Below are 5,946 nucleotides of genomic sequence, written 5' to 3' on the forward strand. Positions count from 1 at the left end.
CTTTCCTCCGGGCGCTTCCCTTCGGTGATTCAGACTCTATCAGGACTTTTCCTGCCCCTTCACCACCGCCGTTTTCCGCATATCCAAAAAGGCATGCAGGCACACAGCAGCGGATCCGGAATGGATCGTGTCCGATGGAGTGCCGCCCTCGCCTCGCCGGCAGATGTCCGCAGGCCTCGGTCGTGGGCAGGGATCCGACAGTACAGCTCCCGCTGGGGCGAGGCAAATCGATTACGGACCGCGATGGGCCGGAGGGGGCGCGAGGGGGCTCTCGCTCGTGCGGAACCCTCAGTTCCTATGACTTAGGCTGCTGACTCAGTGCGCCGTCCAGGACAGGTAGTGACGGCGCGTGATGATTCTCCATCCCTGGGAGGCTTCCCATGACCACCGTGACGTCCCCTATCGCCGGACGCGCCATCGGACTCGCGGCAGTGCCCGACCCGGTGTTCTCCGGCGCGATGGTGGGCCCCGGTACCGCCGTCGACCCGGTCCGCGAACCGGGCGAGGCCGTTTCTCCCGTCGACGGTGTCATCGTCTCGCTGCACCCCCACGCGTTCGTCGTCGTCGACGCTGAGGGCCACGGCGTGCTGACGCACCTCGGCATCGACACCGTCCAGCTCAACGGCGAGGGCTTCGAGCTGCTCGTCAACAAGGGCGACACCGTGACGCGCGGACAGGCCGTCATCCGCTGGAACCCGGTCGCGGTCGAAGAGGCCGGCAAGTCGCCGGTCTGCCCGATCGTCGCGCTCGAGGCCACCGCCGACTCGCTCGGCTCGGTGCGCGAGGACGGCGACGTCAAGGCCGGCGACGAGCTCTTCAGCTGGCAGTGAGCCGATTCCGTCCCGCCCGCACGGGCATGGGGACGGCACGTACGACATCCACTGCGGCGGCCGGATCCGCCGCATCAACCGGAGACGGGTGAAATGGAGACAACGCTGCGAGGCGTCGGCGTGAGCCACGGTGTGGCGATCGGCGAAGTGCGGCACATGGGCACGGCGGTTCTGGAACCGCCGGCCAAGCAGATCCCGGCCGAGGAGGCGGAGCGCGAGCAGGGGCGCGCGCGCCAGGCCGTGGAGGCTGTGGCCGCCGACCTCATTGCACGCGGCAACCTGGCCGGTGGTGAGGCCCAGCACGTGCTGGAGGCCCAGGCCATGATGGCGCAGGACCCCGAGCTGATGGCCGACGTCGAACGGCGCATCGCGGTCGGCAGCACTGCCGAGCGCGCGGTGTACGACGCCTTTGCCGCCTACCGTGCGCTGCTGGCCGGCGCGGGCGAGTACCTGGCGGGCCGGGTGGCCGACCTGGACGACGTGCGCAACCGCATCGTCGCGCGCCTGCTGGGCGTGCCGATGCCGGGTGTGCCGGACAGCGACGAGCCCTATGTGCTCATCGCGCGCGACCTGGCCCCCGCCGACACGGCGCTGCTGGACCCGACGCTGGTGCTCGGTTTCGTGACCGAGGAGGGCGGGCCGACCAGCCACAGCGCCATTCTGGCGCGGGCGCTCGGTGTTCCGGCCGTGGTGGCGCTGCCGGGCGCGGGCGAGCTGGCCGAGGGCACGGTCGTGGCGGTGGACGGCAGCACGGGCGACATCTTCGTCGACCCGAGCCCGGAGAAGCGGGCCGAGCTGACGAAGGCGGCGGAGGAGCGCAAGGCCGCGCTGGCCGCGTCGTCCGGTCCGGGTGCGACCTCGGACGGTCACAAGGTGCCGCTGCTGGCGAACGTCGGCGGTCCCGCCGATGTGCCGGCGGCGGTCGAGGCGGGTGCCGAGGGCGTCGGTCTCTTCCGTACCGAGTTCCTGTTCCTGGACGACAGCAAGCAGGCGCCGTCCGAGGCCAAGCAGGTCGAGGCGTACCGCAAGGTGCTGGAGGCGTTCCCCGAGGGGCGCGTGGTCGTGCGGGTGCTGGACGCGGGTGCGGACAAGCCGCTGGACTTCCTGACGCCGGCCGACGAGCCGAACCCCGCGCTGGGCGTGCGGGGTCTGCGGACGCTGCTGGACCACCCGGAGGTGCTGCGCACGCAGCTGACCGCGTTGGCCAAGGCCGCCGAGGGGCTGCCGGTCTACCTCGAGGTCATGGCTCCGATGGTGGCCGACCGCACGGACGCCAAGGCGTTCGCGGACGCGTGCCGCGAGGCCGGTCTGCAGGCCAAGTTCGGTGCGATGGTGGAGATTCCGTCCGCCGCGCTGCGGGCGCGTTCGATCCTGCAGGAGGTCGAGTTCCTTTCGCTGGGGACCAACGACCTTGCGCAGTACACCTTCGCCGCGGACCGTCAGGTCGGTGCCGTCTCCCGGCTTCAGGACCCGTGGCAGCCGGCGCTGCTCGACCTGATCGCGGTGTCGGCGGAGGCCGCCAAGGCCGAGGGCAAGAGCTGCGGCGTGTGCGGCGAGGCCGCCTCGGACCCGCTGCTGGCGTGCGTGCTGACGGGTCTGGGTGTGACGAGCCTGTCCATGGGTGCCGCGTCGATTCCGTATGTGCGTGCCGCGCTGGCCAAGCACACGCTGGCGCAGTGCGAGCGTGCGGCTGCGGCGGCGCGTGCCACGGACACGGCCGAAGAGGCGCGGATCGCCGCGCAGGCGGTGTTGTCCGGCGAGTGAGCCGGTCGTGAGAGGGAGGGGGTGTCCCACCGGTTCGGTGGGACACCCCCTTTCGTCATTCCAGGTCGATCTCCGGTGCTTCCCTGTACACGACCCCCTGCTCCGGCGGCACGGGCTCGCCCGTGACGATGTCGGTGCAGTAGGCGGCGAAGACCTCGCCCTCGGTCAGCGGTCTCAGGGCGCCGTCCGCCATGCCCCAGCCGCAGACCGTCTCCGCGCCGCCGGTGAGGGTGCGCAGGACGATCGCGCCCGAGTGCTCCACGGTCAGGCCGGCGGCCACGACGGTGCAGAAGACCAGGGCGTCGGCCTCGCCCACTTCCACCGTGCCGCACGCGTCGACATCGATATCGAGCACGCCGACGAGCGGGACCCCGCCCGGGCGGGGGACGGTGCAGACCAGGTGGTGGTGTCTGCTCCATCCTCCGAACGCCTCGACGATCCGGCGCAGGGCCCGGGTCGCCCTGGCGAAGGCGGCCTGGCCGACGTCCTCGCCGCAGGAGGTGCAGTCGCCGGTGCGGGCGAGGAGGTCGGATGCGTACTCCCAAGTGGCCTGTTGCGCCGTCTCGTTGACGAGGCGGGGCAGCAGGCGGCGGATGGGCTCGCCCTCGTAGGCGACCGTGGTGCCCGCCGCCGCGACCTCGGCCGTGTAGCGGTTGCGGCTGGCGGGGGTGTCGGGGTCGAGGCGCTCCTCCGCGCAGAACTCCTCGTACCGGACGGGATCGAAGAGAGCGACGCTGGTGTGCGTGCCCCGGGCGGTGCGGGTGCGCAGCAGCCTTTCCATCTGCCGTAGATACGCAGCGTGGTCGTCGAAGAGCGGGAAGCTTGCGTACCGCCTCATGGCGGCGAAGTCGCGCTCGTCGGCCAGAACGGCCACTGTGCCGGTGACTTCTCTGCTCAGCAGCCGTCGGTCCCTGCCCTTGCCGTGGTGCGCCATGTCCGTCATCTCCCCCTCGACGCGAGTGATATTTGCTCACTCACCGTAATCGGGGGCACTGACAACGGGCTCAGCCGCGGCGTTTGCGTGCCAACTCCTCGTAGAAGTCGAGCAGTCCGACGTTGTCGACCGAGCCCGGGTTGACCGCTTTCTCCAGCGGTGTCCCCTGTAGCAGCCGCTTGACCGGGACTTCGATGCGCTTGCCGGTGAGGGTGTGCGGGACAGCGGGCACCTGGATGACCTCGTCGGGGACGTGGCGCGGGGAGAGCTGTTCGCGGATGGTGCGCTTGATGCGGTCGAGGAGGGCGTCGTCCAGTTGTGCGCCGGGGGCGAGGTGGACGAAGAGGGGCATCCAGTAGCCGCCGTCGGGCAGTTCGACGCCGATGACGAGGGACTCGCGGATCTCGGGGAGGCGTTCGACGGCCTCGTAGATGTCGGCGGATCCCATGCGGACGCCCTGCCGGTTGAGGGTGGAGTCGGAGCGGCCGTGGATGACGACGGTGCCGCGCGAGGTGAGGGTGATCCAGTCGCCGTGGCGCCAGACGCCGGGGAACATCTCGAAGTAGCTGTCGCGGTAGCGGCTGCCGTCGGGGTCGTTCCAGAAGCGGACGGGCATGGAGGGCAGGGGGGCGGTGACGACGAGCTCGCCGACCTCGTCGACGACGGGCCTGCCCTGCGCGTCCCACGCCTGGAGGTCGGTGCCGAGGCAGGGGGCCTGGAGCTCGCCGATGTACACGGGCAGGGTCGGCACCGCGCCCGCGAAGCAGCTGCACACGTCGGTGCCGCCGCTGACGGAGGCGATCCACGTGTCCGGGGAGACCTCGTCGTGGATCCAGCGGAACCCGTCGGGCGGCAGCGGCGAGCCGGTGGTGGCGACGCAGGCGACACGGGAGAGGTCGAAGTCGTGCCCGGGGCGGACGCCGGCCTTGCGGCAGGCCATCACGTAGGCGGCGGAGGTGCCGAAGAGGGTGGTGCCGGTGCGTTCGGCGATGCGCCACTGGGCGGCGGTGTCGGGGTGGCCGGGGCTGCCGTCGTAGAGGACGACGGTGGTTCCGGTGAGGAGGCCGGAGACGAGGAAGTTCCACATCATCCAGCCGGTGGAGGTGTACCAGAAGAACCGGTCGCCGGGGCCCAGGTCGCAGTGCAGGGCGAGCTGTTTGAGGTGTTCGAGCAGAATGCCGCCCTGGGACTGGACGATGGCCTTGGGCAGGCCGGTGGTGCCGGAGGAGTACAGCACCCAGAGCGGGTGGTCGAAGGGCAGCTGCTCGAAGACGGGCTCGGTGTCGGCGGCGGTGAGGTCGTCCCACTCCAGCGCGCCCTCGGGGGCGGGCGTGCCGAGCAGCGGGATGTGCACCACGGCGCGCAGGGTGGGGAGTTCGGCGCGCAGTTCGGCGACGACGTCGGTGCGCTCGTGCCGCTTGCCGCCGTAGTGGTAGCCGTCGACGGTGAACAGGACGACGGGCTCGACCTGCTGGAAGCGGTCCAGGACGCTGCGGGCGCCGAAGTCCGGTGCGCAGGAGGTCCATACGCCGCCGACGGCCGCGGTGGCGAGCAGGGCGACGACGGCGTGCGGGATGTTGGGCAGGTAGCCGCTGACGCGGTCGCCGGGGCGGACCCCCAGCCGGCGCAGCTCGGCGGCCAGGGAGCCGACCTGGCGGCGGAGTTCGGCCCAGGTGACGGGCTGCGGGTCGTGGGTCTCGTCCACGTGCAGCAGGGCGGGCTCGTCGGCGCGGGCCGGGTCCTCGGCCGTGCGCAGGGCGTGTTCGGCGTAGTTGAGGGTGGCGCCGGGGAACCAGACCGCCCCGGGCATGCCACGGTCGGCGAGGACGCGCTCGTAGGGCGTGGAGAAGCGCACGCCGCACCACTCGGCCACGGCCTGCCAGAAGCGCTCCAGCTCGGCCGTCGACCAGCGGTGCAGGGCCGCGTAGCTCGCGGCGGGGTCGCCGGGGACGGGAGCGGGAGCACCGTGCTCGCGGGCGGCCCAGGCGTGGAAGAGGGTGACCTGGGCACGGGCGATGCGGTCCTCGCCGGGGCGCCACAGGGGCTCTGGTCTGTCGGCGGACTGCTGCGGTGCGGTGGTCATCTGGCTGCTCCCGGCTGTACGCGTCGTGGGCGTCTGCGCGCACACGGGCGGGGTATGCACGCGACGCGGCTGTCCAGGACGATGCCATGTGATCGACTCGGGCACCAGGGGTTGATGTTTCGCGCACGGCGTCGGACACCGGTCCGGAGGGGGTGAACGGCAGTTGAACGGAGCACGGTCCGGGCGGCCGCGGTGGCAGGGTGAGCAGCATGGACGGTCGTGACCTGGTGCGGACGGTGAGGGCGGTCGGTTCGGCGCAGGGGATGCGGTCGCTGCGCGCGGCGTGGCGGCGCCGGCGGGCGGACGCGGCGGCGCTGCCGCGGCCGGGCGGGGAG

At 71.8% G+C, this 5,946-nt stretch carries 4 protein-coding genes; 2 read left to right on the plus strand and 2 right to left on the minus strand.

Features of this window, described 5'->3' with window-relative positions; translation table 11 throughout:
- The first annotated feature begins 380 nt into the window (after positions 1-380).
- Together HG542_RS33740 and ptsP are read left to right on the plus strand one after the other, a co-directional pair.
- Complete coding sequence (locus HG542_RS33740) at positions 381-830, plus strand: PTS sugar transporter subunit IIA (protein ID WP_171088201.1); 450 nt, start codon at positions 381-383, stop codon at positions 828-830.
- Positions 831-923: 93 nt separating this feature from the next.
- The gene (gene ptsP / locus HG542_RS33745; RefSeq protein ID WP_171088202.1) at positions 924-2,594 is read left to right on the plus strand and encodes a phosphoenolpyruvate--protein phosphotransferase; all 1,671 of its coding nucleotides are present in this window, start codon (positions 924-926) and stop codon (positions 2,592-2,594) included.
- Between the two features lie 55 nt (positions 2,595-2,649).
- Here ptsP and HG542_RS33750 read toward each other — a convergent pair whose 3' ends face one another.
- Positions 2,650-3,537 (minus strand): DUF8829 domain-containing protein, encoded by an 888-nt coding sequence (locus HG542_RS33750; RefSeq protein WP_229922878.1) that lies wholly within the window; start codon positions 3,535-3,537, stop codon positions 2,650-2,652.
- Between the two features lie 61 nt (positions 3,538-3,598).
- On the minus strand, positions 3,599-5,611 hold the full coding sequence (locus tag HG542_RS33755) for an acetoacetate--CoA ligase (RefSeq protein WP_171088204.1): 2,013 nt from the start codon (positions 5,609-5,611) through the stop codon (positions 3,599-3,601).
- Positions 5,612-5,946 lie beyond the last annotated feature (335 nt).

The organism is Streptomyces morookaense, from assembly GCF_013030945.1.
Taxonomy (GTDB): domain Bacteria; phylum Actinomycetota; class Actinomycetes; order Streptomycetales; family Streptomycetaceae; genus Streptomyces; species Streptomyces morookaensis.